25 protein-coding genes, 1 pseudogene and 1 riboswitch are annotated in these 24,111 nt (G+C 60.9%); of the genes and pseudogenes, 13 read left to right on the forward strand and 13 right to left on the reverse strand.

Features of this window, described 5'->3' with window-relative positions; genetic code table 11:
• Positions 1-1,230: pseudogene (locus tag LMG28727_RS32510) on the forward strand (DNA-binding protein); the annotation flags it as partial.
• Between the two features lie 81 nt (positions 1,231-1,311).
• Here the strand turns inward: LMG28727_RS32510 and LMG28727_RS32515 are convergent.
• The 5 genes from LMG28727_RS32515 to LMG28727_RS32535 form a co-directional block, all read right to left on the reverse strand.
• Positions 1,312-2,490, reverse strand: coding sequence for a helix-turn-helix domain-containing protein (locus LMG28727_RS32515; protein ID WP_201646412.1), 1,179 nt, complete (start codon positions 2,488-2,490; stop codon positions 1,312-1,314).
• A gap of 138 nt (positions 2,491-2,628) precedes the next feature.
• Complete coding sequence (locus LMG28727_RS32520) at positions 2,629-3,756, reverse strand: NAD(P)-dependent alcohol dehydrogenase (protein WP_201646413.1); 1,128 nt, start codon at positions 3,754-3,756, stop codon at positions 2,629-2,631.
• Between the two features lie 17 nt (positions 3,757-3,773).
• Positions 3,774-5,246 carry a benzaldehyde dehydrogenase gene (locus LMG28727_RS32525; protein ID WP_201646414.1) on the reverse strand — a complete coding sequence of 491 codons (1,473 nt, stop codon included), beginning with the start codon at positions 5,244-5,246 and terminating at the stop codon, positions 3,774-3,776.
• A gap of 190 nt (positions 5,247-5,436) precedes the next feature.
• Positions 5,437-6,153, reverse strand: a complete 717-nt coding sequence (locus LMG28727_RS32530) for a GNAT family N-acetyltransferase (RefSeq protein WP_201646415.1) — start codon at positions 6,151-6,153, stop codon at positions 5,437-5,439.
• A gap of 40 nt (positions 6,154-6,193) precedes the next feature.
• Positions 6,194-6,484 carry a hypothetical protein gene (locus tag LMG28727_RS32535; RefSeq protein WP_201646416.1) on the reverse strand — a complete coding sequence of 97 codons (291 nt, stop codon included), beginning with the start codon at positions 6,482-6,484 and terminating at the stop codon, positions 6,194-6,196.
• Between the two features lie 137 nt (positions 6,485-6,621).
• On the opposite strand from LMG28727_RS32535, the gene LMG28727_RS32540 reads away from it, so the two are divergent.
• The gene (locus LMG28727_RS32540; RefSeq protein ID WP_201646417.1) at positions 6,622-7,608 is read left to right on the forward strand and encodes a GlxA family transcriptional regulator; all 987 of its coding nucleotides are present in this window, start codon (positions 6,622-6,624) and stop codon (positions 7,606-7,608) included.
• 354 nt (positions 7,609-7,962) lie between these two features.
• On the forward strand, positions 7,963-8,415 hold the full coding sequence (locus LMG28727_RS32545) for a hypothetical protein (protein WP_201646418.1): 453 nt from the start codon (positions 7,963-7,965) through the stop codon (positions 8,413-8,415).
• Between the two features lie 166 nt (positions 8,416-8,581).
• Here the strand turns inward: LMG28727_RS32545 and LMG28727_RS32550 are convergent, their stop codons facing one another.
• Both LMG28727_RS32550 and LMG28727_RS32555 read right to left on the reverse strand, forming a co-directional pair.
• Positions 8,582-8,773, reverse strand: coding sequence for a hypothetical protein (locus LMG28727_RS32550; RefSeq protein ID WP_201646419.1), 192 nt, complete (start codon positions 8,771-8,773; stop codon positions 8,582-8,584).
• Between the two features lie 83 nt (positions 8,774-8,856).
• The gene (locus LMG28727_RS32555) at positions 8,857-9,597 is read right to left on the reverse strand and encodes a FadR/GntR family transcriptional regulator (RefSeq protein ID WP_201646420.1); all 741 of its coding nucleotides are present in this window, start codon (positions 9,595-9,597) and stop codon (positions 8,857-8,859) included.
• Between the two features lie 341 nt (positions 9,598-9,938).
• On the opposite strand from LMG28727_RS32555, the gene lhpI reads away from it, so the two are divergent.
• The 3 genes from lhpI to lhpH all read left to right on the forward strand — a co-directional run bounded on the left by lhpI (position 9,939) and on the right by lhpH (position 13,136).
• Entirely contained in the window at positions 9,939-10,862 is a 924-nt protein-coding gene (lhpI, locus tag LMG28727_RS32560; RefSeq protein WP_201646421.1) for a bifunctional Delta(1)-pyrroline-2-carboxylate/Delta(1)-piperideine-2-carboxylate reductase, read from the forward strand.
• A 90-nt stretch (positions 10,863-10,952) separates the two neighbouring features.
• Entirely contained in the window at positions 10,953-12,074 is a 1,122-nt protein-coding gene (locus LMG28727_RS32565; protein ID WP_201646422.1) for a branched-chain amino acid ABC transporter substrate-binding protein, read from the forward strand.
• A gap of 54 nt (positions 12,075-12,128) precedes the next feature.
• The gene (gene lhpH / locus LMG28727_RS32570; RefSeq protein ID WP_201646423.1) at positions 12,129-13,136 is read left to right on the forward strand and encodes a trans-3-hydroxy-L-proline dehydratase; all 1,008 of its coding nucleotides are present in this window, start codon (positions 12,129-12,131) and stop codon (positions 13,134-13,136) included.
• 42 nt (positions 13,137-13,178) lie between these two features.
• Here lhpH and LMG28727_RS32575 read toward each other — a convergent pair whose 3' ends face one another.
• Positions 13,179-14,138 carry a LysR substrate-binding domain-containing protein gene (locus LMG28727_RS32575; protein ID WP_201646424.1) on the reverse strand — a complete coding sequence of 320 codons (960 nt, stop codon included), beginning with the start codon at positions 14,136-14,138 and terminating at the stop codon, positions 13,179-13,181.
• Between the two features lie 130 nt (positions 14,139-14,268).
• Between LMG28727_RS32575 and LMG28727_RS32580 the strand changes: the two genes are divergently transcribed.
• Entirely contained in the window at positions 14,269-15,435 is a 1,167-nt protein-coding gene (locus LMG28727_RS32580) for a mandelate racemase/muconate lactonizing enzyme family protein (protein WP_328811619.1), read from the forward strand.
• Positions 15,436-15,584: 149 nt separating this feature from the next.
• Here the strand turns inward: LMG28727_RS32580 and LMG28727_RS32585 are convergent, their stop codons facing one another.
• The 4 genes from LMG28727_RS32585 to LMG28727_RS32600 all read right to left on the reverse strand — a co-directional run bounded on the left by LMG28727_RS32585 (position 15,585) and on the right by LMG28727_RS32600 (position 17,932).
• A complete protein-coding gene (locus tag LMG28727_RS32585; protein WP_201646426.1) occupies positions 15,585-16,328 on the reverse strand; it encodes an SDR family NAD(P)-dependent oxidoreductase in 744 nt (247 codons plus the stop codon).
• 150 nt (positions 16,329-16,478) lie between these two features.
• On the reverse strand, positions 16,479-17,057 hold the full coding sequence (locus LMG28727_RS32590; RefSeq protein WP_201646427.1) for an NnrU family protein: 579 nt from the start codon (positions 17,055-17,057) through the stop codon (positions 16,479-16,481).
• Between the two features lie 287 nt (positions 17,058-17,344).
• Complete coding sequence (locus tag LMG28727_RS32595; RefSeq protein ID WP_201646428.1) at positions 17,345-17,548, reverse strand: hypothetical protein; 204 nt, start codon at positions 17,546-17,548, stop codon at positions 17,345-17,347.
• A gap of 165 nt (positions 17,549-17,713) precedes the next feature.
• A complete protein-coding gene (locus LMG28727_RS32600) occupies positions 17,714-17,932 on the reverse strand; it encodes a hypothetical protein (protein WP_201646429.1) in 219 nt (72 codons plus the stop codon).
• A 211-nt stretch (positions 17,933-18,143) separates the two neighbouring features.
• Here LMG28727_RS32600 and LMG28727_RS34430 point away from each other — a divergent pair, with 211 nt between their 5' ends.
• From LMG28727_RS34430 to LMG28727_RS32615, 4 genes are all read left to right on the forward strand, one after another.
• Positions 18,144-18,467 carry a hypothetical protein gene (locus LMG28727_RS34430; protein ID WP_236592534.1) on the forward strand — a complete coding sequence of 108 codons (324 nt, stop codon included), beginning with the start codon at positions 18,144-18,146 and terminating at the stop codon, positions 18,465-18,467.
• Between the two features lie 489 nt (positions 18,468-18,956).
• Entirely contained in the window at positions 18,957-19,550 is a 594-nt protein-coding gene (locus LMG28727_RS32605) for a cytochrome b/b6 domain-containing protein (RefSeq protein ID WP_201646430.1), read from the forward strand.
• A 2-nt stretch (positions 19,551-19,552) separates the two neighbouring features.
• Complete coding sequence (locus LMG28727_RS32610) at positions 19,553-20,344, forward strand: molybdopterin-dependent oxidoreductase (RefSeq protein ID WP_201646431.1); 792 nt, start codon at positions 19,553-19,555, stop codon at positions 20,342-20,344.
• Between the two features lie 47 nt (positions 20,345-20,391).
• Positions 20,392-21,006: a hypothetical protein gene (locus LMG28727_RS32615; protein ID WP_201646432.1), complete on the forward strand. Its 615-nt coding sequence runs from the start codon at positions 20,392-20,394 to the stop codon at positions 21,004-21,006.
• A 133-nt stretch (positions 21,007-21,139) separates the two neighbouring features.
• Here LMG28727_RS32615 and LMG28727_RS32620 read toward each other — a convergent pair whose 3' ends face one another.
• Positions 21,140-21,730, reverse strand: coding sequence for a TMEM165/GDT1 family protein (locus LMG28727_RS32620; RefSeq protein WP_201646433.1), 591 nt, complete (start codon positions 21,728-21,730; stop codon positions 21,140-21,142).
• Between the two features lie 12 nt (positions 21,731-21,742).
• A riboswitch (yybP-ykoY riboswitch) is annotated at positions 21,743-21,922 on the reverse strand.
• A 191-nt stretch (positions 21,923-22,113) separates the two neighbouring features.
• Here LMG28727_RS32620 and LMG28727_RS32625 point away from each other — a divergent pair.
• Complete coding sequence (locus tag LMG28727_RS32625) at positions 22,114-23,184, forward strand: DMT family transporter (protein ID WP_201646434.1); 1,071 nt, start codon at positions 22,114-22,116, stop codon at positions 23,182-23,184.
• A gap of 136 nt (positions 23,185-23,320) precedes the next feature.
• A complete protein-coding gene (locus LMG28727_RS32630) occupies positions 23,321-23,956 on the forward strand; it encodes a GNAT family N-acetyltransferase (protein WP_407945894.1) in 636 nt (211 codons plus the stop codon).
• Positions 23,957-24,111 lie beyond the last annotated feature (155 nt).

Raw genomic sequence — 24,111 nt, forward strand, 5'->3', positions numbered from 1 at the left:
GATGAAATGGCTCAGTCCGCTCAACAGCTATCGGCCGCGATGCAGCGGGCCGAATCTGCAGAGATGCAAGTCCTCGAACTGCAAGACTCGAAAGCGGCCGCGAGCGATGAAGCGGCTCAAGCCGCTAAACAGCTATCGGCCGCCATACAGCGCGCGGAGACCGCAGAACAGCAGGTGGCCGTTCTTGAAGACGCAAAAGCAGCCATGCGCGATGAAATAGCGCTGGCCGCGCAACAGGTTGCTGCGGCGAAGCAACAGGCCGAAACGGCCGAATTGCAAGTGCTCGAACTGGAAGACGCAAAGGCAGCCGCCAGCGACGAAGTAGCCAGCGCTGCGCAACAACTCTCCGCGGCGATGCAACGCGCCGAAGCCGCCGAACGGCAAGTCGCCGCTCTGGAGGATGCAAAAGCGGCCATGAGCGACGAAGTGGCCGAGGCCACCCAACGCGTATCCGCCGCGCTGCAACGCGCCCAAGCCGCCGAGCAGCAAGCCGCCGCGCTGGAACACGCGAAACACGCCACCAACGATGACGTCGTCCGCGCAGAACAACAACTGTCCGCAGCGCTGCAGCGTGCGCAAGCCGCCGAGCATCAGATTGCCGCTCTGGAAGACGCCAAAGCCGCCGCCAGCGATGAGACGGCTCAAGCCGCCCAGCAGCTTTCCGCCGCGATAGAGCGGGCGCAAACAGCCGAGCAGCAACTCGCCGTCATGGAGACCGCCAAAGCAGCCTCCAGCGACGAAGCCTCTCAGGCCGCCCAACAACTATCCGCTGCGCTACAACGCACTCAGGCCGCCGAACAGCAGATCGTCGAACTGAAACAGCGTCTCGCGGAACTCGCCACCACCCATCAGGAAGAAACCCAACGCGGCGAATCCACGAAAGCCGATGAGTTTGCGTCGTTGCAACGTCAGCTCACCGCGCAGGCCAAAGCGCACGAGAAAGCCTTCAACGAACTTCACACCCTGGCCGAGCAATGGGTCACGCATGCGAAGGATCTGAAGCAGCGGTTGAGCGTATCGAATGAAAGAATCGTGTTTATCGACGCACGCAGCATGGGCGAAGTGGCGCTGATCCGCAGACTCGCAACCGAACTCGAACGGTTCAAGCCCGACCACGAGTTGATCTCGCGGGACGCGCAGCAAAAGCTGATCAGTTCGACGATGGGCGAGCGGCTTTCGCAGAAGGGCTATCAGTATGACCCGACGACGGCGGCGATTTCGAAGAAGTAACGCGAACCAGACCGCGCCCGATTACGGCGGCGCGCCGGTCGGGTCGATCAAAAAAACCTTTGAAGAAACCAGGCGCGGCGCTTAATCCGCTGCGCCGATCATCCCCGTGTCGCGAAGCTGGCGCAGCTTCGTGTAAAGCGTGGTTCGCGATAAACCCAGTTGCCGCGCAGCCGCTGCGATGTTTCCGTGGTGTTCCTGTAGCGCGCTCTGGATTGCACTCAGCGTCTGTTCCTTGAGACTGGCGCCAGAGCTCGCTGCGGGGGCGGGCGGCGCGGGTTCGTCGAAGCGCGCCGCGGCAGCCTGATTCGCGTTGCGCGCCGTGCTGCGGTTTTGCGGCCCACGCGCATATTCGACCCACAGATGACTTCCGTCCGCACGCGCCATCCGTTGCACGCCACGACCTCGCTGAAGCAGCCGGCCGAGTTGCGCCGGTGACGCGTCGTCGAAAATCTGCCGTAGATCAAGTGGTGGCAGCGGTGCTCCCGCCGGCAGCGACAGCATGCGGCGCGCCACCCTGCTGACCGCGCGTACCTGCCCATCCTCTTCAATCGCGACGATGCCCGCGAGCGGCGTACCCAACCAGCGCGGATCATGTTGCAGACGCAGCAGATGACAACCGCGCAGTGTCGCGAACAGGCGCTGTTCGGCCGCCAGCGCCGCCAGCCGGAATTGCTCCTGCACCTGCGACACGTCACGTTTTCCGGTGCCGGTGATGTCCAGCGCGCCGATCACCTCGCCGTGAAAGCCGAACAGCGGCACGGCGACGCAGAACACCCGTTCGAACTCGTCGAGATAGTGTTCACCACCGGCCACGATCGCTTCAGTGCCGTCGTGGATCACACAACTCGGCGCAGTCGTACCGATATTGGATTCGACGATGCGCCGGCCGCACGTGATGGGCAGCAAAAGGTCGTCGTCGCACGCGGGGCTGTGCCGTGCGTGGATCACGGTACCTTCGGTGTTGACGCAGAAAATGGTCCAGTCGATGCCGCCGAATGCATCCCACAACTGTTCGATCTCATCGACGACGCAGCTATAAAGCCGACGGTCGGCCTTCGAATCGGGCACCGTGCGGGCCTTGTCCAGCAGCTCGTATTGCGGCGTGCTGGACGGCAGCAGACCCGCGCCGCGCGAGCGCTCCCACGAACGCGCAACCGGCGCCGACAGCAGCGCGGCAGGCAACTGCTCGCCGCTGATAAATTGCGCGCGAGCGGCATTCAGGCGTTCCTGCCGCGAATTCGTCGATGCGATTTTTGCCACACGAGTCTCCTGTCAGCGCGGCGCGGCCGGATTGCCCGACTCGCGCCGCAGTGTGTGGCGCACAGAATACCTCAGCGATTCCGCGCACCGTCGGCGACCCGGCTCACGTCGATGCCCGCCAATGCCCGTCAATGCCCGTCAATGCGCAAACCGCAAAATCGGCTTGAGTGTGACGCCGCTCGTGCTGTCCTCGGCGGCTTGGTTGATCTGGTCGAGTGAATAGAATTTGACCAGTTTGTCGAACGGGAAACGCCCCTGTTGATACAACTGCACGAGCTGCGGAATGAAGACTTGCGGAACACTGTCGCCTTCCACAATCCCGCGAATCGTGCGCCCGCCCAGCAACAGGCTATTGATGTCGAACTCGGCTTTCGTGCCGAGCGGCGGCGCGCCGACCACACCCATCGCACCGAGACTGCCGAGCGCGTCGATGCCCTGCGACAGCACTTCCGGCCGCCCGGTCGATTCGAGCGCGAAATCGACGCCGCCGTCCGTGATCTGCCGGATCGCTTCGATCATGTCGACTTCGCGGCTATTCACGGTATGCGTGGCGCCAAGCTCTTTGGCGAGAGCGAGGCGTGACGGCACGACATCGACAGCAATGATCGTGGTCGCACCGGCCACCCGCGCCGCCATCACGGCGCTCAAGCCGACCGCGCCTGCGCCAAGGCTCGCGAAGCTGCTGCCCGGACGAACCTTCAGCGAGTTGATCACCGCGCCCGCGCCGGTCTGGATCCCGCAACCGAGCGGACCCAGCAGTTCGAGCGGCGCGTCATGCGGCACCTTGATCGCGTTGTTCTCGCGAGCCAGCGCAAAGCTCGCAAACGACGATTGCGAAAAGAAGTGGTCGTGCAGCGGCCGTCCTTGTTCGTCCTCGATTGCGGTACGGCCTTCCAGATCGCCGCCGCCGAAGTTCAGCCCGAAGAACTGCTTGCAGTACGCGCCGTGGCCGCCATTGCACGCGTTGCAGTGACCGCATGCGCCGTAGGTCAGCACGACGTGATCGCCCGCTTTGAGATCTTTCACTGCGGGGCCGACTTCTTCGACGATACCCGCGCCTTCATGTCCGAGCACCGACGGCAGCGGCACCGGATAGTACTGATCGCGCACGATCAGATCGGTGTGACAGAGGCCGGTCGCCACCACGCGCACCAGCACCTCGTCCGCTTTCGGGCCGCGAATGCGCGCTTGCTGGATCGTGAACGGCTCACCCTTTGCGCGGGCGACGGCGGCGGTTATCGTACGAAGTCCCGTTGTTGTTGCCATGCTTGTCTCCGTGAAATTCAGATCGGGTAGAGGGGCGCTTCGCCCTTCACCGTGAGCCATTGCCACTGGGTGAATTCTTCCCAGTTCGCCGGTCCGCCAATGCTGGTGCCGTTGCCCGATGCGCCGACGCCGCCGAATGGATTGATCACCTCATCGTTGACGGTCTGATCGTTGATGTGCAGCAGGCCCGTGCGCAACCGTTCGCCCATCTGCAATGCGCGGCCGACATTCGCCGTGACGATGGCGGTGGACAGGCCGTACTCCGTGTCATTGGCGAGCGCGATGGCGTCCTCGTCCGTGTCGAATGGGACGACGACCGCGACCGGTCCGAATATCTCTTCCTTGAACGCGGGGTTGGCCGGCGTGACGCCGCTCAGCACGGTCGGCTCGAAGTACAGGTCCTGGCTGTTGCCGCCGGTTTCCAGCGTCGCGCCGGCTTTCTGCGCGTCCGCGACGACGCGTGCCACGTGGTCGCGTTGGGTCGCATTGATCAGCGGTCCGAGCGCGACGTCGCCGGAAGCGGGGTTGCCGACTTTCAGGCTGGCCGCCTTCGCCACCAGTTTCTTGACGAACGCGTCGTAGATTTTGCGTTGCACCAGCACCCGGCCGGTTGCCATGCAGATTTGCCCCTGATGCAGATAAGCGCCCCAGGCCGTGTTGGCGACGGCCAGTTCGAGATCGGCGTCGTCGAGAACGATCAGCGAATTCTTGCCGCCCAGTTCCAGCGAGACCTTCTTCAGATGCCGGCCGGCCGCTTCACCCACCTTCCGGCCCGCCGCCGTCGATCCGGTGAACTGGATCATCGCGATATGCGGATCGCTCGTCAGCGCCGCGCCCGCGCCGCCGTCGCCCGGCAACACGTGCAACACGCCCTTGGGCAAGCCGGCCAGTTCGAACAGGCGCGCAATCGCAAATCCGCCGCACACGGCGGTGCGCGGGTCCGGTTTCAGCACGACCGAGTTACCGAGCGCGAGGGCGGGCGCGACGGCGCGCATCGCGAGATAGAGCGGGAAGTTGAACGGCGAGATCACGCCGATCACACCAAGCGGGCGGCGGCGCGCCAGCGAAAGACGTCCCGGCGACGACGGCAGCACTTCGCCGGCCGAGCGTGACGGCAAGCCGCTCGCTTCGTGAAGCGCCTTGACGGTCACCGAGGTCTCGAAGCCCGCTTTGATCTGGGTCGAGCCGCTTTCCCTGACGATCCATTCGGCAATTTCGTTGAAATGCGTTTCGGCGATTTGCGCGGCACGGCGCAGCACGGCCGCACGTTCGTCATAGGGCGTCGCGGCCCACGCGAGTTGGGCGCGAGCGGCGGCCGCGGCCGATGCGGCGATGAGCGTCGCGTCGGCCATGCCGATGCGGCCGAGGCGCTGGCCCGTCGCCGGCTCCAGCACGTCCGCCTCGCTGCTGCCGGCGTGCCAGTCGCCGGTGTAAAGGCGTGCTTGCCAGATGTCGCTATCGAGTAGTTTCGAAGGAAGGTTCACGCTCATGCTTTCTCCTGAACGGTTCAGTGTCGCCATGGCCCGCCGCGAGGGGGCCGCCGGTCGTTGAAGATAGGAGTTCGACGACGACACGGCTATCGGTATTTCTTCCACCGGCTGGAAGCATTGCGGCGGGCGGCGGGGCGAGCTGAAAGTGTTCAGTTTCCGGACATGGCGTTACCCACGACGTTAGGCAGGGTCAGCCCGGAGCGGAATCCGCGCGCTTGACTCTCGTCAGAACGAACGCCTGCCGCTGTTCGAAGCCAAGCCGCTCATACAGCGTGATGGCAGCCTGGTTGGCGCTAAAGACGTGCAGAAAAGGGATGTCTCCGCGCTGCCCGATCTGCTTGCGCAGCACATTGACGAGCCGGCCCGCGAGACCCTTGCCCCGATAGTCGGCGTCCACGCACACCGCGCTGATTTCAACAAATCCGTCGAGCTGCATGCGCTCGCCCGCCATCGCAATCAGACGTCCGCCGTCGCGAATGCCGATGTAGTGGCCCATCTGGTGCGTGCGCTGGCCGAACGGGCCCGGTTTGGTGGTTTGCGCGAGATCGAACATCGCCGGGGCATCGCGCCCGGTCAGGTGAATGACGTCCTGATCGTCGACGGTCTCGTTCAGCGGGCGCGGTGCGATCATCTGATGAAGCATGCCGATGCGCTCTGCCTGCAATGCGTCGATGGGGTCGAGCGCGTCGAGCGACAACAACGACACAGCCTCATCCGCCTGTAGAAGATCGTGCAGCGCGTGCCAGTTCGCAGCAGTCTCCCCCGGTTCCGGCGACATCGCCGCAAACGGAGCCACGTCGGGAAAGTAGCGGCAAGCAAGCCGGTCGCCTTGCCGCAGATGCGCCTGGCGGGTCGTGAGCGCTGACCAGATCGGGCGATCGAGCGGCAGTTGGGTCGAATCATTCATCTCGGTTCCTTGTTGCTTACGCAACGTTCTCAGAGTGGGGTCAGGCGGCCTTCATCAGCAACCGGAGCGGCAGCAGCGGGCCGATCGGCAGCAGGTCGAAGGTCAGCAGATTCGCGCGGCCCAATGGCAGGTTCTTCAGAAGCTTGTCCGCTTCGTCGACGGACTCGACGTTCATCAGGAAAATGACGCCTTTGCTCTGGTCCTGCAACCAGAATTGTTCCATTTTTCCGTCGAGGTAAAGCTGCAGCGTCGCCGGGACTTCCGACGGCATGTGGGTTTGCGCCTGTTCGGGGCTGAGCGGTTTGAGGGTGCCAATTGCCATGACTTTCATGCTGTGCTCCAGAGGGAAAAGGTAGTCGGGGTGTGGTCCGGAACGCTTGCTGGTGCGTTCTGGATTGAGGTCCACTGTAGACACCGGAAGCCATTGGTACTATTGTCGTAAATGACATTTTTGGAGTCATTTGCGCCATGAAGATTTCGATCCTCGCGCTCGATGGGCTGTTCGATACCGGGCTTGCTGCATTGATCGACGCGTTCAAAACCGCCAATGACCTGTCGGCGCGCCAGCAACCGGGCGTGGGCCCGCGCTTCGACGTCAGCGTGGTAGGAATGAGGCGCGATGTGCGCACCGGCTTTGGCCTGCGTGTGCCCGTCAAGCCTGCGAGCGCGATGGAGCGGCCGGACTGGATCGTGGTGCCCGCGCCCGGCGCCAAGATGCCCGAGCAATTGCTGCCGGCGCTGGCGAGACGCGATTTTGTCGATGCAATGGCGTTGCTGCGTGAAAGTCACGCGGACGGTGTGAAGGTCGCCGCCGCCTGCATCGGCACGTTCGTGCTGGCCGAGTCGGGCTTGCTGAACGGACAGGAAGCCACCACGACCTGGTGGCTCGCGCCGCTGTTCCGGCAGCGTTATCCGCAGGTGCGTCTGGACAGTTCGCGGATGGTGGTGCCGTCCGGCCGTTTTTGCACGGCGGGCGCGGCAATGGGGCATCTCGATCTCGCGCTGTGGCTGCTGAATCAGGCCAGTCCGGATGTGGCGGCGGTGGTCGCGCGCTATCTGCTGGTGGACGCCCGGCCTTCGCAGGCGGCTTATATGATTCCCGATCATCTCGCGCGTGCGGATCCGCTGGTCGAACGATTCGAGCGTTGGGCGCGAGGGCGGCTTGCGGAAGGTTTTTCGCTCGACGCAGCGGCCGAGTCGCTCGCGACCAGCACACGTACGTTGCAACGTCGGATCGAGGCCGTGCTCGGAAAATCGCCGCTGTCGTATTTTCAGGATCTTCGCGTGGAGCGGGCGGTTCATCTGTTGCAAACCAGCCGGCTCGATATCGAGAGGATCGCCGCCGAAGTGGGTTATGTCGATGGCGCGACACTGCGTACGCTGTTGCGTCGGCGGTTGGGAAGAGGGGTGCGGGAGTTGCGGGGAAAGCGGGAGGCGGGGGGTGAAACCGTGTAGGCTTTTTCGGCTAGAAGCTATCGTCGACATGACGCTGATCCGGGGTCGACAGCAAGACGACACATTATTGAGGCATCATTGAACACTGTCGGCAAATCGTCGCAGCAGCAATGCGCGTTACGCGCTCTACGTGTTCGCAGCCGGTGGTAGCCAACAGTCATCCAGACCGACGCATGTTCGCTAACACCCAACAGCGGGTTCAGGCAATGTCCCCGGCGCGGCGCGCACAGCATCTGGTACGACACATGCTTGATATCTGTCGGCCTCGCACGACAACACCACTGCGCCGGGGCAAATGCAACCAGGCGGTCACCCAGTGACCCATTTTGGGGCGACGTTGAGGAAATTTGTGCCATGCGTCTGATTTTTGCGTTACTGGCTATCTTTGCAATAGTTCCAGCATCGGCATTCAGCCAGACGCTGGACGATCACCTGTCGTGCGCAGAAACCGCACACGATTTCGTCTCCGACCTCGTCGACACGCAGTCCATCAAGACCCCTGCCATGCGTGTCGAGCCGAATTCGGTCAATGCGTATCGCCCGGCGAGCGACAGCAGTCTGACCGCGTTCGGGCTGCACGTTCATGCGGTTTTCGGCTACCAGCCGGGGGATCCGCTTTTCAAGGCGGGCGGAAACGAAACGCCGTCAGGTCCGGTCTACGGCGTGGTCGTGTTGGGCTCGGCAGAGGTGGTCAAGCGGCGCCTCAGCGATGCGGGCAGCTCCGCCGTTGTGCATCCTGTGATCCCTCTGGTGCTGACGGCGATCGTATGCGGGCAGCAAGCCCCGAGTGAGCAAACCACCCGCTGATCAATGTGCACGCGGAGCACCACGTCGGAGTGTCGGCGCGACATGCCGCGCGCTATAACCCACGCGTTCTTTCCGTACAGATACGGGCTCTCGTTCTCGTATTGACGCATCAGGTGAGCGTCTCACACGGAACCAGAAACCACGCAATCCCCGCACGCCACCCTCTTCACTGAAGCGTCATTCGATCACCAGTGGCCAGGTCAGGTCTCATCGGAGCAGCCTCTTTTGCATGGTGCTCGCGAGAACGGCGGGCGCCGGCGTCCGGTTCCTCGTTGAGGAAACACAACAGAAGCCAGACGAACAGGATTCTGGGAGTCCATACGATCGCGTTGATCAGGCGTTGCAGCGTCTTTAACAAGGTGAACTCCGGCGCTAGTGTGTCGACACTCTGCCATGCATGAGAGCCTCGCTCGGTGCGTTTGAGCACACCGTTTGCCGTGCCTATTGCGGAGCGATATCGCGCTGCACCCGATGAATGTGCTGTTCCACATAGAACGCCGCAGCGTCTGCATTGCCGGTCACGATCGCTTCGTAGATCAGCCGGTGCTCCGCGACGTAAAGCCGGATTCGCGCCGGGTCGTCAATGCCATCGTCTTTTACCCGTTTCCACAGCAACTGGTCCATCGTCGCGGCGATCTCTTCGGCCAGTTTGGCGAGCAATGCATCGCCGGTCATGACCGCAAGCTGCCGATGAAAAAGCCGGTCGCTGTTATTCCACAAAGCCCGCTGTTCAGGATCGGCCACGTCGGTGAGCGTTTCCATCTGCGCGAGATAGTGTTCGGCGAGCCGGTCGCGCTTTTTATGCGCCGCAGCCCGCCGGGCGATGGCGGGTTCGAGGATCAATCGCACGTCTAACGTGGCCGAAGGGCTGAAGTCGAAGGCCTCCGATTCCGCTGGATTGGTTGCGGCAGCGGACGCGAGAATTTGCCCCGCCGTAGCGGCGACATAGGTGCCGGAATTGCGCCGCGTGATGACCAGACCTTCGTTCTGCAGCGCGCCGATGGCCTCGCGCACCGCCGGTCTGCCAACGCCAAAACGCGCCGCGAGTTCCCGCTCGGACGGCAGGCGCGCGTCTGGCAGAAATACGCCGGACCGGATCGCGGCGCGAATTTTCTCCGAGACCTGCTCGTAAATCTGCAATGGACGGAAGTGACTCTCAAACTCGCCGAGGGGGGAGGACATGTCGCTTTTTATGGACCCAATGTGGTTCTTGAAAATACCAGATTTGCACCGTGGTCACGGCGCACAACCGAGGGTTTGTCACGAAACCGGAATCACGGGATTGGTCCTATAGTAGCTTGCATCGACGAGTTCTGTCAGCAAAACTGGTCTTAATTCAAGTCAACGTTCTTCTCCTTTTTTGAAGCCGAATTGTTTCCTGAATTTTTTTGGTTTAGATTCCATCCACAAATCGATCGAGGTGGTCTGAAAGCGCAGCACGGCCGTCCCGCGTGAATCGCGGTGGAATTCTTTCCCGTTATGCACCGTTCGCCGTAGCGAGCGTCCCTCTATAAGTGAGCCGAATGACTGCCGTTATCACCAGGAATTTCGACGCCCAGGCGACCGCTGAGTTACTCGACTATCCCGCTCTCGTGCAAGGTCTGCGGCAAACCGTCCTCGAATATGGTGCGGGAAAAATCGTTAGCCCGGAACGCATGGTCGTCCCGCTGCAGGAGGGCGGGCTGATGCTGTCGATGCCAGCGAGCGCGGCGGATATCGCGATTCACAAGCTCGTGAACGTATGCCCGTCGAACGGAAAAATCCGGCTGCCCACCATTCACGGTCAGGTGGTCGCGTACGATTCCCACACGGGTGAAACGCTCTTCGTTCTGGACGGCCCGACCGTCACAGGCCGCCGAACCGCCGCGGTGACCGTGCTCGGCATTCAGACACTGCACGGCACGGCGCCACGCGAACTGGTGCTGATCGGCACGGGCAAACAGGCGGCCAACCATGCAGAGGCACTGGCGGCCATCTTTCCCGACGCGCGGCTCTATGTGAAAAGCCGTTCGCGCGAATCAGCCCAGGCGTTCGTCGAGCGGATGCAATCCGCCGCGCCGAATCTCGTCGTGCTGGACAGCGACGCGATTCCCGACAGCGTCGAGGTTGTCATCACGCTCACGACCAGCAAATCGCCCGTCTACAACGAGTCGGCGCGCGCGGGACGCCTGGTGATCGGCGTCGGCGCTTTTACGCCAGATGCGGCCGAGGTCAGCCAGACCACGATCGACGGCAGCTTCCTGATCGTGGACGACCCCGTCGGCGCAAAGCACGAAGCGGGCGATCTGATTCAGGCAAACGTAGATTGGAAAGCCGTTTCCGCGCTCGCCGACGCCATCGCCGGCCGCCTGACCGTCGAGGCACCGATTTTCTTCAAAAGCGTTGGCTGTGCCGCGTGGGACCTGGCCGCGTGCCGCGTCGTACGTCAGGCGTTAGCCGGGCGCTAGCTGTTGTCGTGTCATCTGCTTTACCGAAGTCGCGTCGTGTGCCGACCCAGCCTCAAGGGCGGGTTCTTTCCTGGTCAACCTGGAGTTCGTATGCGCAGTCTCACAACAATCGTGGCCGCTGTGGTGGCCACCGGCGTCACCCTGTCCGCCAGTGCGCAGGTCGTCGTCACGATCGGTCACTCCGCGCCGCTCACCGGCCCGCAAGCGCCCAATGGCAAGGACAACGAAAACGGCGCACGTCTCGCGATCGACGAGTTGAATAAATCCGGTTTGACCGTGGCGGGCCAGAAAGTCACGTTCAAACTCGATTCGGAAGACGATCAGGCCGATCCGAAAGTCGGGGTGCAGGTCGCGCAGAAACTGGTCGACAGTGGCGTGGTCGCAGTGGTGGGACCGTATAACTCCGGGGTGGCGATTCCAGCCTCGCGTGTGTACAACACCGGCGGCGTGCCAATGTTGCCCGTCGCGTCCAATCCGACGCTGACGAAACAGGGCTTCAAGAACATTTTCCGTATCGGCGCGAGCGACGAACAGCTTGGCGGCACGATGGGGCAATTCGCGGCGAAGACGTTGAAGGCAAAGACCGCCGCCGTGATCGACGATCGCACCGCGTACGGTCAAGGTGTCGCGGAACAGTTCATCAAGGAAGCCAAGGCAAACGGTATCCAGATCGTGGATCAGGAATTCACCAGTTCTTCCGCAACCGACTTCCTCGGCATTCTGACGACGATCAAGGCGAAGAACCCGGACGTGATTTTCTTCGGCGGCTACGCGGCGCAAGGCGCGCCGATGGCGAAACAGATGCGTCAACGCGGCCTGCGCGCGAAGCTGCTAGGCGGCGACGGCATCTGTTCCGCTGACATGGGCAAGGTGGCCGGCGATGCGGCGTCTATCGTGTATTGCGCGCAGGGCGGCATCGCGCTCGACAAAACCGCGGCCGGGCGCGAGTTCCTGCAGAAATACAAGGCCGCGTACAACATCGATACGCAGGTCTACGCCGTCAGCTATTACGACGGCGTGAAGATGCTGGCCGATGCGATGGTGAAGGCCGGCACGACGACCGACAAGGCAAAACTCACTGAACAACTGGCCAAGGAAAACTACAAGGGCGTCGCCGGCACCTATTCGTTCGACGAGCATGGCGATCTGAAAGGCGCGCCGACGACCGTGTATGTCATCAAGAGCGGCCTGCCGGTTCCGTACGGTCAGTAATCGGGCCACTCGTTGGCCCGGCATGCAGCCGTCCACTGAATTCACGAAGCCCACATGAAAATTACCCGCACCATTTCGACTGTTGAAGTTCACACCGGCGGCGAAGCATTCCGTATCGTCACGAGCGGTTTGCCGAGGTTGCCTGGCGACACCATCGTCAAGCGACGCGCGTGGCTAAAAGACAATGCCGACGATATCCGCCGCGCGCTGATGTTCGAACCGCGTGGCCATGCCGACATGTACGGCGGCTATCTGACCGAACCGGTGAGTCCGGACGCCGACTTCGGCATCATCTTTCTGCATAACGAGGGCTATAGCGATCACTGCGGCCACGGTGTAATCGCGCTCTCGACGGCTGCCGTCGAATTGGGCTGGGTGCAGCGTCAGGTTCCCGAGACGCGCGTCGGCATCGACGCACCCTGCGGGTTCATCGAAGCGTTCGTGCAGTGGGACGGTGAGCATGCCGGCAACGTGCGGTTCGTCAATGTCCCGTCGTTTATCTGGAAGAGGGACGTCACCGTCGACACGCCTTCGTTCGGCAAGGTGACTGGCGATATCGCATTCGGCGGCGCGTTTTATTTCTATACGGACGGCGCACCGCATGGGCTCGAAGTACGCGAGTCGTCGGTGGAGGAACTCATCCGGTTCGGTGCGGAGGTGAAGGCGGCTGCCAACCAGGCCTTTCCCGTCGAGCATCCCCATATCCCGGAGATCAATCACATCTACGGAACCATCATCGCTAACACGCCGCGCCATGCGGGTTCGACGCAAGCCAATTGCTGCGTGTTTGCGGACCGCGAAGTGGACCGTTCGCCGACCGGGTCCGGTACCGGTGGACGTGTTGCGCAACTCTATCTGCGCGGGCAGTTGGGCCAAGGCGAGACGCTGGTGAACGAGTCCATCATCGGCACGGTATTCAAAGGACGCGTGCTGAGCGAGACGACCGTCGGCGAATTCAAGGCGGTCATTCCTGAAGTCGAAGGTAACGCTTTTGTGTGTGGGTTTGCCAACTGGATCATCGATGCGAGGGATCCGCTAGCGTACGGTTTCCTCGTTCGATAAACCGCGGCGGGATCCTCCCGAACGCAGGCGAAGAAAGCGGGCTCACGTCTTTCTCCCCGCCTGCTTTTTTTGTGCGTAAATCAGAGCGCCGGTCTCGACCGGAACAAACGGCGCCTGAAAATGATCGACCAGAAAGTCGATGAAGGCGCGCGCACGGGTGGTCTGGTTGCGCTGGCTGGGGTAGTACACGAACAGGTCGGCTGACGGCAGCGGCGTATCGGGCAGCACCAGTTTCAGGCGGCCACTCTGTACGTACTTCGCCAGGTCCCATTCGGAACGAATCAGGATGCCGTGTCCGTCGAGCGCCCACCGCAACACGATATCGCCGTCATTGCTCGACAGCGCGCCTTTGACTTTCAGCGCTTCGATGCGGTCCCCCTGCAGGTATCGCCACACGCCGTACGCATCATCGTTCTGACGATGAACGATGCAACGGTGCTGCACCAGATCCTCCACGCGCTGCGGTGCGCCAAACCGCTCCAGATACTTTGGCGATGCGCAGAAGAAGCGCCGGTTGCTCATGATGCGTCGGGCACTGAGACGGCTATCCGGAAGTTCGCCAAAGCGGATGGCCAGATCGAACGCATCCGCAACCAGATCGATGGGCCGGTCGGTCACTTCGAACTGGATGTCGACGTTGGGAAAACGCTTCGCGAACTCCGACACCAGCGGAGCAATGGTCGTGCGCCCGAAGCCGAGCGTTGCGTTGATCCGCAAAAGCCCATGAGGATCAGGCCGGGCTCCGGCTAACTCTTCTTCCATCTGTCTGACCTGTCCGACGATTTGCGTCGCGTAGCGCAGATAGGTTTCGCCTTCGGGCGTCAGGCTGATACTCCGCGTGGTCCGGTTGACCAGGCGGACGCCCAGTTTCTGTTCGATCAAACCCAGACGCTTGGTCGCCGCCGGCGGGGTGAGATCGAGCGCCCGCGCCGCGCCGGACATGCTCTTCAGCCTGGCGAGAAGAATGAAAAATTCGAAGTCCGCTGCTGCGTCGGTTGCCATTCCAATTATTCACTTAAGGTAAAAAGTGATATGAATTCAGGTGAATTATAAGGCTCCCTTTCGCGGATAAGCTACGCTCCATTGCAGCCCGATGCATGCCAGCCATGCTCAAAACTCAGGAGACACCATCGTGAGAATCGTTGAAATTCGCGAGAAGACCGTTCCGATCAGTTCGCCGATCCGCAATGCCTACATTGACTTCAGCAAGATGACGCTGAGTCTCGTCGCCGTGGTGACGGACGTTATCCGCGACGGCAAGCCGGTGGTCGGTTACGGCTTCAACTCCAATGGCCGCTACGGGCAGGGCACACTGATGCGCGAGCGCTTCATTCCGCGCATTCTGGAAGCCGATCCTGCCAGCCTCGTCAACGACGCCGACGACAACCTCGATCCGCACAGGATCTGGGCAACGATGTTCACGAACGAGAAGCCTGGCGGTCATGGAGAGCGCTCGGTCGCCATCGGCACCATCGACATGGCCGTATGGGATGCCGTCGCGAAGATTGAAGGCAAGCCGCTGTTCCAGCTGCTCGCGGAGCGTTATGGCAATGGCCAGCCCGATCGCAAGGTTTTCGTGTATGCGGCGGGCGGCTACTACTATCCCGGCCAGGATCACGGCAGACTGAAAGACGAAATGCGCAGCTATCTCGATCGGGGCTATACGGTCGTGAAGAAGAAGATCGGCGGCGCGTCGCTCGACGAAGATCTGCGCCGCATCGACTCGATCCTGAGCGTACTCGGTGACGGTCAGAAGCTGGCAGTCGATGCCAATGGCCGCTTCGACCTCGATACCGCGATCCAGTATGCGAAGGCGCTGTCGCAATACGACCTGTTCTGGTACGAGGAGGCGGGCGACCCGCTCGACTACGAATTACAGGCAACGTTGCGCAACTACTATGACAAGCCGATGGCGACTGGCGAAAACCTGTTCTCGATGCAGGATGCCCGCAATCTGATCCGTTATGGCGGGATGCGTGCGGATCGCGACTGGCTGCAATTCGACTGCGCGCTGAGCTACGGCCTCGTCGAATATCTGCGTACGCTCGACATGCTGCGTCAGCATGGCTGGTCGCCGAGCCGCTGCATTCCGCATGGCGGCCATCAGATGTCGCTGAACATCGCAGCCGGTCTTGGCCTCGGCGGCAACGAGTCCTATCCCGATCTGTTCCAGCCGTATGGTGGATTCCCCGACGGCGTGAAGGTGGAGAACGGCTATATCACCATGCCGGATCTGCCGGGCATCGGCTTCGAAGGGAAGGCGGATCTGTTTGCCGAAATGCAGAAGCTGTCGGCCTGACAGGCACACTGGAAACGAGTGGTGAACGTGTAGCAGAACGCGCCGACGGGAAGGTCGGCGCAGTGCTCATCATGGAAAGCAGAGGGGGCTTTTGTTTCTGTCGCGGAAGAGGGCGTGCGGAGTCGGCAGAGCATGACATCCTTAACCGCCTACGTGAGATTCAATCCCCCGTCCGACAATAGAATCTCTCCCGTTAGATAATCCGACGCGATCAGCAATGCCACCGCCTGAGCAATATCGTCGGGACTGGCGGCCCGACGCATCGGCGAGCGCTCATTCCAGAGTTGCCGCGCCTGCGTCCAGTCTGCGGTGAGAGGCGTGTCCACGAGACCCGGTGCGACCGCATTCACGCGGATTTCCGGGGCGAGCGACAGCGCCAGCAGCCGGGTCATGTGGTTCAAGGCCGCCTTGGTCGTGGCGTAGGGAATGGACGCGCCTTTGGGCCGCACCCCCGCATGCGAACTGACATTGACGACACAAGCCGGCTTACCGCGTGCGGCGGATTCACGGAGCGCGGATTGCGCTTCAGTTATCAGGCGAAACGGCGCGACGACATTGACTTCGTGCAACGCCTGCCACACGTCCGGCGTGGCCGCTGCCAGATCGGCATGCGGGATAACGCGGCTGATCCCCGCGTTATTGACCAGAACGTCGAGTCGGCCCCATACCGCAATGGCTTCACGGACGAGTCTGACTCTGTCCGCGTCACAGGCCAGATCGGCTTGCACATAGACTGCCGATCCGAGTTCACGGACCAACGCGTGGCCTGCCTCTGCCGAACTCCGCGAATGCACGACGATCGAGAAGCCGTCTTTTGACAGACGTCGCGCGATGGCCGCGCCTATGCCGGAAGTCGAGCCTGTGATCAGAGCGACAGGGGAGGTCGTTTTCATGAAGACGCGCGTGGGCGAAGGAAAGTTCGACGATTGTCAGCGATCCGGTGGGGTGTGTCGAATGCTTTGCAGAAATCGGCTCTTGCCCGATAGTAATGACGCCCCGCGGCTATCCGCGTGCAGGCGGTGCATACTCACGGCGAATGCATGTCACCCCAGCGGCTTCACGCCAGTCATCCACCCATGAATAAAAAACGCGAACACCAACCACGCGACGACACCAATCACGACTGGAATCACGTCACGCGAGAGCGTTCCGGCCGGATAGACAATACCTTCGATACGATCGCGCCGTCGCGCAGCGCCGAAATCAACCAGCGACCAAACCAGGAATGCGCCAAATAGCACGACGGCGTTGAGCGTCCCGTTCGCGAGCAGATGAGCCAGCGCCCACGGCATCACGCTGACCACCATCGGATGCCTGAATATCGCCTTGAAGTGATTCCCCGGAACGTACGCAGCGGGAAAGAGAATGAATGCCGCGAGTGTGAGGACGGCCGCAACGGGCCGCGACCAGTCCGATGGGGACCAAAGGACGACCGGCTCGCGCCGCGCCATTCCGTAGCCCCAGACGATCAACCCGAGGCCAATGATGGACAGAACCGAATACGCCGCTTTCCAGCTGTTTTCGCCGATCCGCGCGATCAGTGCTTTGCGCCATCCGTCTGCGAAAATCCGGACCGAGTGCAAGCCAAGGAAGATCAACAGCCCCACGATCAGTACCGACACGGCGCACTCCTCTCGACAGATGTCGACAGGTAGTGATGATAGCCCCGCATGGCGTTGGACGAGCCAATCTCCTGTCACGTTGGCAGAAGTCGAATGCGCCGGAATGACCACTTACTCGGGTTGTCAATGCGTCGCTCTATTCGCGGCGAAATCCCCCCTTTACCCGCTTGTGATCGCGACAGAAGAATTCGTGCGATAGCGGAATAAAACGAAGTAGAACGCGAGAAAACGTGTGGCGAGATCGCAACCGCACGTGATCAGAAAGTCCGAGTGCCAGCCGTTTAACTTCACGCCGGAAGCTTGCCCTTTCTGCGCAACACGCCGATTACCTCGTCGATACTAATGTTCTTCAGCGGCGACGTACCGGCCACCTTGCGCTCGGCATTAATCGCATCGATGCTTTGCTGCATCGCGGAAGTCTTTGCAGAAATATAGACGGCCATACCGTAACCGAAGCGCTCGGTCAGATCGTTAAACAGAAAGGTTTTCATAGTTCAGGGTCGAGACAGGCCGTCAATTCCATGTAATTGAGAATCATTATCAATTATACAGAAATCCGACGGGTGTGCGCGAACGATCGGAGAGGTCTTCGCGCTCCACTGCCGACGCAGCTCGCGAGCGGACTGAAGACGTGCTGGAAGCTGAAGCCGAGCGCCTCAGTTCGTATGCGCTGCGACCTGCAGAGCTTCCAGCGCATGACTCCCGTCAGTGCGCGCCGTGTCTTCGGCCGGGAAGGTCTGTTCGCTGTAAGCGATCACCTTAAAGCCGCTCCCCAGCGAGCGCGGGACAGTGATGCCCCAGTGCCAGCCGCCTGCCTGCTCGAAAACATGCAACTGTGGTTCGGTCCTGCTCATTGACGTGTGAGAGATCATCATCGCCCGTTCTCCCGTTCTGTCTTTCCCCTAAGCGCACACTTCGATGCGACCACACTCAGTGTAAGACACTTTTGCTGCGGTGCAATATAGAGCGTTGTAAAAATGTCATAGGTGTTGCGGGTCACAATTATGAAACGTATCCCCCTCCGTTGTGGTGTGCGACCATGGATTGACCGGTTTAGATCTGAAGAACTGGATTAACGGGGGCTTCATGAGTAACCATGCACTCATTTGGGCAGCAGTGCCACATAATAGTGACGGCGTCGTTTTCTCTATTCGTATTGGCCGCGGGCTTCAACGTTTCCATATATCGCGCCGTGTACTCGAGGACGTATTCGAGCTGGAACGAAAAACCTCGGACGCGAGACAACTCGAATTGTTCTATTCATGCCTCAGTCGCATCCTCACTAAAGCTGGTACTAAGCGTTCAATCGCCAGTCGCGATACGGTTGCGCTTCACGCGTCTGATTTCATTTCGTCCTCGCGAAGTCAGGACAGGTGGGAACAACACGCGGGCGCACGTGGCGCGATTTAGGCGGGACCAGATTTGATGATGACGAGGGCCGCGCAGGGCAGCGCTATTCCAGATGGCGAGTGCCCCGATGCGGCACCCGCAATCAGTTGCTGCCAGACCGAAGCGTCGTTGTTCATTCCACGACATTCTCGCGACGGAATCGCGCCGCGATCATCTCGCGCGTATTGATCGACCCTCGCACACGCCATTGCGACGGCGCCTGCTCGCTATTCTCCACCCACCACGCCTCTCGATCGACAGCCTTCGTTTGCAGACAGGCTCCGGAAAGCGAACGCCGTCGTGACTATGAAATCACCGATCGATTAGCGATCAGCGTTGCATCGCCTCAAAGACTTACTACTCAGTAAGAAAACTTTTTTGGCTCATCAAGGAATAAACCCTCGCAGGGGATGTTTACGTCGACATGACACATGCCGGCTTACGCATCGAGGAACGTCCATCTTTGCTGACGGCATCGAACTGGGCAACCTCACCAATGACGAGACAACCTTGAATCCCGCAACGATTCAACCCGCCTGGGTCCGCATCACGCATTGGGTCAATGCGCTCGCGGTCGCGTTGATGGTCGCGAGCGGATGGCAGATCTATAACGCGTCGCCGATCTTTCCCGCGATTCAGTTTCCTCCGGCAATCACACTAGGTGGTTGGCTCGGCGGAGCTTTGTTATGGCATTTCGCGGTGATGTGGGTCCTCGTGGCGAATTTCCTCATTTATGTCGGCGCGAACATCGCGTCGGGACGTCTGCGGAAAAAGCTTTTGCCGGTTAGCCCACGATCGCTTGCGACGGATCTCGTCGCTGCGATGCGCGGCAAGCTCGGACATCAGGATCTCTCACGCTATAACGCCGTGCAGAAATTGGCGTATCTGGTCGTCATCGCCGATATCGCGCTTCTGATCCTGTCGGGAATGGCGATATGGAAGTCGGTGCAGTTTCCGCTGCTGCGCACGCTAATGGGCGGATATGACAACGCACGCGTCGTGCACTTCATTGCAATGAGCGTACTGGTTGCATTCTTCGTCCTGCACGTCGTGATGGTGGCACTGGTGCCGCGTTCTCTGCTTCTAATGATTCGCGGACGATGACCATGACGTTCAGAAAAAAACCCCAAAAACTCGCGACATCTTTTTCCTCTCACGCCGACTCCATCATCAAGGACGTGCGAAGCGAATTAAAAGACCCCGCACGCAGGTTACTCGGAAAGCGGATTCTCACGCTCGGCGGCATCGCGATGTTGTCGGGTTGCGATTTGTCCAATGACAAATCGGTGAACACGATGCTGCGCAAAATGTCGTTCTTCAACGACGACGTACAGGCGCTGCTATTCAATCCGAACGAGATGGCGCCGACCTATCCGGAGTCGATGATCACACGGCCGTTTCCGTTCAACGCGTTCTACGACATCGACGATGTGCCCGAGGTCGACCCCGCGACCTATCGGCTTCAGGTCAACGGTCTGGCGAACGGAAAACGTGTGTGGACGCTGGAAGAACTGCGCGCGCTGCCGCAGGAAAGTCAGATCACGCGGCACATTTGCATTGAAGGGTGGAGCGCGATCGGCAAATGGGGCGGCGTGCGTTTCGCCGATTTCCTCAGACGCTCCGGCGCCGATACGACGGCCCGCTACGTGGCGTTTCATTGTGCCGATAACTACTCGACCAGCATCGACATGCCGACCGCGCTGCACGCGCAGACACTGCTCACGCTGACCTACGACGGCCAGGTGTTGCCGCCAAAGTATGGCTTTCCAATGAAGCTGCGCATGCCGACGAAACTCGGCTACAAGAACCCGAAGCATATCGTCGCGATCAGCGTGACGAACGAATATCCCGGTGGCTATTGGGAGAACCAGGGCTACAACTGGTTCGGCGGTTCCTGATGCTCACTGGTCGCATGTCAACCCAACAGGTCTTTTACGGAGCATCCATGTCTATTCGTCTGAAACTCGGCATTACTCTCACGACGCTGGCAATGACCGGCGTTGCGCTCGCACAGACGCCCGCGGTCAAACCATCACGCATTCGCGGCGATATCGTGTCGCTCGACGGCGACGTCCTCAAGGTACATCGCCGCAGCGGCGACACGGTGTCGATCGACCTCAAGCCGACGGTCACCGTATCGGCGGTCAAGTCGATGCAGCTTTCGGACATCAAACCCGGTTCTTTCATCGGCACAGCCGCGACGACCGGCACCGATGGCAAGCTGACTGCGACCGAAGTGGTGGTCTTCCCCGAAGCCGCGCGCGGCACGGGTGAAGGGCACTACGACTGGGATCTGGGCCCGAACAGCTCGATGACCAACGCAAATGTCGACACAGTCGTTCAGGGCACCAGCGGCCGCGATCTGAAACTGTCGTACAAAGGCGGCAACAATACCGTGACGGTCCCGACCAATGTACCGATCGTCACGTTCACGCCGGCCACCCGCACCGATCTGACCGCCGGCAAGAAGGTGTTCGTGGTCGCCACGCCCGCATCGCAAGGGACATTCGTCGCACAACGCGTGGTAGTGGAAAAGGACGGCGTCGCGCCGCCGATGTAAGCGATTGTCTGACGCGGCTGACCCGATGTGACGGTTACCACTGGCTTACCGGAACCGTCACTGACGGTCATTTTCGCCGCCACCTCAGCGCAGCGCAGCGGAGGTTATCCGCAACGCCTGCGAAGCTGGAACTTCAGAACATCGGGTGAGCGTCTGGATACAGCGCGGTACGCAATGCAAGGCCACCGAGCACGACGAAGATCAGCGCCGCCAGGATATGGACTGCCTTGGTCGGCAATCGGTCGGCAAACTTGTGACCCAGATAGATCACCGGCACGTTCGCCAGCATCATGCCCAGTGTCGTGCCGGCCACGACGCCGAAGAATTCGTGAAATCGCGCGGCGAGCGCCACTGTCACGATCTGGGTTTTGTCTCCCATCTCCGCAATGAAGAAGGTGATCGCTGTGGTCCCGAAGACGCCCATCGAGTCTTTCACGGGCAGCGCATCCGCGTCGTCGAGCTTGTCCGGAATCAGAATCCATACCGCCATGACCGCGAACGACGCAACGACGGCCCAGTTCATGATTTCCGGCCTGATGATGCTTGCCAGCCACGCGCCAAGCGCACCCGAGAAGCCGTGGTTGATCAGCGTGGCAACGAACACGCCGAGCACGATCGGAATGGGTTTGCGATAGCGCGCTGCAAGCACCAGAGAAAGTAGCTGGGTCTTGTCGCCGATCTCCGCGAGACCGACCACGCTTGTGGAAACGAGAAATGATTGCATGGGGGTTGTTATAACCGGGCCGCACGGTCAATGCACGATGACACGCACTCCCGCGACCCGGCTGGTGGGAGTGTGAATCATCGGTCTTGCCAGGCGATTGCTGCGCGCGCCATGGACGGTCTGGCGACCGCTCCAAGTATGTTGACGCGTGCCCCTGAACATTCAGTTCAAGGCGGCTACTCCCCGAAGAGGCGCCGATTATAGCCGTCTGACCGTGACACAGGCAAGGCGATTCGCATCGGGCGTCTTCAATGAAAGCATCTGGAAAGTAAACTGTGCGCGATTCATGGGGCACGCTTGCTTCGCATTGCCCGCTCGTGATGAGATGGGCGTTGATCTGCCATTCCAGAAACAACGCGTCATTGTCACCCGTCACACGAGTCATGAATTTGCGTCTTAATCCGGTTCTCACCGCGCTGGTCGCCGCAGCGTTGTTCGGCGCGGCCACTCCGCTAGCCAAGGCATTGCTTGGCACGATATCGCCGTTCATGGTCGCCGGCCTGTTTTATCTCGGGAGTGGGATCGGACTCGGCGCGGTCATCGTGGCTCGGCGCTTCGGAGCCTTTGGCAACCGCCAGGCCACCCATCAGTCGGGCCAGCGGATTCAACGCGCGGAATGGCCCTGGCTCATTGGCGCGATCATCGCCGGGGGCGTGGGTGGACCCGCGCTCCTGATGCTGGGACTGGTAAGCACACCGGCTGCGTCCAGTTCGCTGCTGCTCAATCTGGAAGGGGTCCTGACAGCCGTCATTGCGTGGGTCGTGTTCCGGGAGAACGTCGACATCCAGGTGTTTCTCGGGATGATCGCGATTGTCGCGGGCGGCGTGATGCTGTCATGGCAGCCAGGCGATGCGGGGCTCTCGCATGGCTCCCTTCTGATCGTGGCGGCGTGCGCATGCTGGGCGATCGACAACAACCTGACACGCAAGGTTTCGTCGAACGATGCGCTCGTCATTGCCAGCCTCAAAGGCTTGATCGCGGGCTCGGTAAATCTGGCGATTGCGCTCGGCGCCGGCGCATCGCTGCCGGCGCCGCCGACAATCGCCGCAGCGATGCTGACGGGGCTCGCCGGATATGGTGTGAGTCTCGTGCTGTTCGTCGTCGCGCTACGGCATCTCGGGACCGCGCGCACAGGTGCCTATTTCTCGGTGGCGCCGTTATTCGGCGTGGCGCTGTCTCTCGCGATCTGGCCATCACTGCCATCAATGACTTTCTGGCTTGCCGCAAGCCTGATGGCGCTCGGCATCTGGCTACACGTGCGTGAGCGGCACATACACGAACACGTCCACGCATTTCTCGAACACACGCACCGGCATCATCACGACGAGCATCATCAGCACGGACACGATTTTCCCTACAGTGGCGACGAGCCGCACACGCATCCGCATACTCACGTTCCGATTACGCACACGCACGCGCATTTCCCCGACATTCATCATCGCCATTCGCACTAGCAGCTAACCATCTGCACGCTGCTGAGCAATAGCGCGGAGATGCAACGCACACTGTCATTTTTACGGGATTTTTTCTTGCGCCGCCTTTGCCGCGACTTCTAGACTTCAGCGTATCCGATGTCAAACGGGGGACGTCCTGGCGATGCAACATGCAGCTCAGAAAAAAGGCGTGGCGGTGAGTTACCGGCGCGGCCCACTGGCAGGTATCGTCGTGCGACGCTTCGATCCGACGCGCGACTCGTTCGATGAAATGACCGCGCTCCTGCATCGGGCCTTTGCACGTCTCGGCACGATGGGACTCAACTGCACCTGCGTGGATCAGCCCCTCTCGGTCACGCAGACACGCGCAAGCCTGGGCGACTGCTTCGTCGCCGTGTGCAACGGCAGCCTGATCGGAACCATCACGCTTCACACGCACGAACGGGCGTCGTCATGCGAGATATACAACCATCCCTATGTCGCTAGCGTGCATCAGTTCGGTGTCGACCCTGCGTGGCAAAACCGCGGAGTGGGGCGGTTATTACTGGCCTTCGCAGATCACTGGGCCGCGACACGCGGTTACGCGGAGATCGCGCTCGACACACCTCAACCCGCGACGCATCTGCTCGCCTTCTACCGGGCGCAAGGATTTCGCATCGTCGACTTCGTGCGGTTCAACGGCAAGCACTACGACAGCGCCATTCTCAGCCGTCCAGCGATTGCCAGCCGGACGCTCGCGGCATGGACACACCGGCTCGCGCTACCGGTTCGTCACGAAGTCCGCGCCGCGTAGGCGATATCCCAAAGTTCATCGTTGACAGATCCATGAGCCTGCACACCAGGGACTCAATGGGTAGTAACATCGTTGCGCCTGCTCCTGTTTCTATTCCATCTGCTGATCGGCGCATCTTCGTTGCGAGTGGGACCGCGTTTGGCGCGAACCCTCTA

This window comes from Paraburkholderia metrosideri (assembly GCF_904848625.1).
In the GTDB taxonomy this organism is placed as follows: Bacteria; Pseudomonadota; Gammaproteobacteria; order Burkholderiales; family Burkholderiaceae; genus Paraburkholderia; species Paraburkholderia metrosideri.

Excerpts from the sequence above, each read along its gene's own strand:
- LMG28727_RS32520 (WP_201646413.1), bottom strand. The coding sequence starts at position 3,756 with ATGGCAACAACAACGGGACTTCGTACGATAACCGCCGCCGTCGCCCGC.
- LMG28727_RS32525 (WP_201646414.1), bottom strand. The coding sequence starts at position 5,246 with ATGAGCGTGAACCTTCCTTCGAAACTACTCGATAGCGACATCTGGCAA.
- LMG28727_RS32530 (WP_201646415.1), bottom strand. The coding sequence starts at position 6,153 with ATGAATGATTCGACCCAACTGCCGCTCGATCGCCCGATCTGGTCAGCG.
- LMG28727_RS32535 (WP_201646416.1), bottom strand. The coding sequence starts at position 6,484 with ATGAAAGTCATGGCAATTGGCACCCTCAAACCGCTCAGCCCCGAACAG.
- LMG28727_RS32540 (WP_201646417.1), top strand. The coding sequence starts at position 6,622 with ATGAAGATTTCGATCCTCGCGCTCGATGGGCTGTTCGATACCGGGCTT.
- LMG28727_RS32545 (WP_201646418.1), top strand. The coding sequence starts at position 7,963 with ATGCGTCTGATTTTTGCGTTACTGGCTATCTTTGCAATAGTTCCAGCA.
- LMG28727_RS32555 (WP_201646420.1), bottom strand. The coding sequence starts at position 9,597 with ATGTCCTCCCCCCTCGGCGAGTTTGAGAGTCACTTCCGTCCATTGCAG.
- lhpI (WP_201646421.1), top strand. The coding sequence starts at position 9,939 with ATGACTGCCGTTATCACCAGGAATTTCGACGCCCAGGCGACCGCTGAG.
- LMG28727_RS32565 (WP_201646422.1), top strand. The coding sequence starts at position 10,953 with ATGCGCAGTCTCACAACAATCGTGGCCGCTGTGGTGGCCACCGGCGTC.
- lhpH (WP_201646423.1), top strand. The coding sequence starts at position 12,129 with ATGAAAATTACCCGCACCATTTCGACTGTTGAAGTTCACACCGGCGGC.
- LMG28727_RS32575 (WP_201646424.1), bottom strand. The coding sequence starts at position 14,138 with ATGGCAACCGACGCAGCAGCGGACTTCGAATTTTTCATTCTTCTCGCC.
- LMG28727_RS32585 (WP_201646426.1), bottom strand. The coding sequence starts at position 16,328 with ATGAAAACGACCTCCCCTGTCGCTCTGATCACAGGCTCGACTTCCGGC.
- LMG28727_RS32595 (WP_201646428.1), bottom strand. The coding sequence starts at position 17,548 with ATGAAAACCTTTCTGTTTAACGATCTGACCGAGCGCTTCGGTTACGGT.
- LMG28727_RS32600 (WP_201646429.1), bottom strand. The coding sequence starts at position 17,932 with ATGATGATCTCTCACACGTCAATGAGCAGGACCGAACCACAGTTGCAT.
- LMG28727_RS34430 (WP_236592534.1), top strand. The coding sequence starts at position 18,144 with ATGAGTAACCATGCACTCATTTGGGCAGCAGTGCCACATAATAGTGAC.
- LMG28727_RS32610 (WP_201646431.1), top strand. The coding sequence starts at position 19,553 with ATGACGTTCAGAAAAAAACCCCAAAAACTCGCGACATCTTTTTCCTCT.
- LMG28727_RS32615 (WP_201646432.1), top strand. The coding sequence starts at position 20,392 with ATGTCTATTCGTCTGAAACTCGGCATTACTCTCACGACGCTGGCAATG.
- LMG28727_RS32620 (WP_201646433.1), bottom strand. The coding sequence starts at position 21,730 with ATGCAATCATTTCTCGTTTCCACAAGCGTGGTCGGTCTCGCGGAGATC.
- LMG28727_RS32625 (WP_201646434.1), top strand. The coding sequence starts at position 22,114 with ATGAATTTGCGTCTTAATCCGGTTCTCACCGCGCTGGTCGCCGCAGCG.